Annotated in this window: 1 protein-coding gene; it reads right to left on the bottom strand. The window is 68.1% G+C overall.

All coding sequences use genetic code 11. The features are described from left to right. Nucleotides 1-32: 32 nt before the first annotated feature. A protein-coding gene (locus AB0C78_RS50795; protein ID WP_360763073.1) for an IS3 family transposase occupies nucleotides 33-1,279 on the bottom strand; the annotation gives its coding sequence in 2 pieces (ribosomal slippage) (nucleotides 33-940 and nucleotides 940-1,279; 1,248 coding nt in all). Nucleotides 1,280-1,345 lie beyond the last annotated feature (66 nt).

The raw sequence follows: 1,345 nt of genomic DNA, 5'->3' as shown, positions 1-1,345 counted from the left end.
GGGTCTTCCCCCCGAACCGTGGACACCGGTTGCTATGCGGCTTGCGCCACCTTATGTGACTGCTGTTCGTAGGTGATCGGACTCATCTGGCCCAGAGCCGAGTGGCGGCGGGTGGTGTTGTAGCGGGTCGCCCATCTGAACACCGCCAGCCGGGCCTGCCTGGGGCCGTTCCAGCCTTTGCGGCCTTGGAGCGTCTCGCGTTTGAGGGAGGCATTGAACGCCTCGGCCGCCGCGTTGTCGGCGCTGGTGCCCACCGTGCCCATCGACTGGGTGACCCCCAGCCGGGCGCAGGCGGCGGCGAAGTCGGCCGAGCCGTATTGCGCACCGTGATCGGAGTGGAAGATCGCGCCGTCCAGCCGGCCACCGCGGGTGCGGGCCGCGGCCTCCAGTGCATCCACCACCAGCTCGGTGCGCATGTGATCGGCGATGGACCAGCCCGCCAGGCGGCGCGAGCACAGGTCGATCACGGTCGCCAGGTAGAGGAACTTGCCGTCGCCGACCGGCAGATAAGTGATGTCGCCGACGTACTTCATGCCCGGGGCCGGTGCGGTGAAGTTGCGGCGGATCAGGTCGGGCACCTTCTGATGCGAGGGCGCGGGCACGGTGGTGCGGACCCTGCGACGCAGGTGCACCCCGACGATGCCGAAGGCGCGCATCACCCGCTCGATGCGCTTGTGGTTGACCTTGCGTCCCTGGTCGCGCAGTTCAGCGGTGATGCGTGGTGATCCGTAGACACCGTCATGGGCGGCGTGGATACGCCGGATCTGCTCGGCTAGCGCCGCATCGGCGACCCGCCGCTCAGCCCGGGCGGCAGCCGCATCCCGCCACCGGTAGTAGCCCGACCGCGACACTTGAAGGACATGACACAGCCGCTTGATGCTGAATAGCTCGCGGTGGTCGTCAACGAACTGGAAACGGCTCACCAGTTCGTCTCGCCCGCGAAATACTTGGCCGCCCGGCGCAGGATGTCCCGCTCGGCCTCCAACTCCCGAATCCGGGCTCTGAGCTGCCTGTTCTCTGCTTCAACCACGTCGTCGAAACCTACCGGGCCCTTCCCGGAAGCTTGCTGCCAGGCCTCACCCGGCTCCGCCGCAGGCCCGCCGCCGGGCAGCTCGCCGGCAGCGGCACGCCGCTTGCGGTCGGCCAGCACCCAGTTCCGCAGCGTGCCCCGGCTGACCCCCAGATCCCGGGCCACCGACACATACGTCGCCGACGGAGTCGACAAGAACAACGCCACCGCGTCGACCTTGAACTCCTCCGAGTAGTTCTCCTTCGCCATCCAGACCCTCCAGCCCGGACACCATGATCCAGGACTCAGGGTGACCACGATTCAGGGGGAAGGCCC

It is taken from the genome of Actinomadura sp. NPDC048394 (genome assembly GCF_040651755.1).
GTDB lineage: Bacteria > Actinomycetota > Actinomycetes > Streptosporangiales > Streptosporangiaceae > Spirillospora > Spirillospora montaniterrae.
Note: the sequence above shows the minus strand (reverse complement) of the source record. Positions and strands in the feature narration are given on the sequence as shown.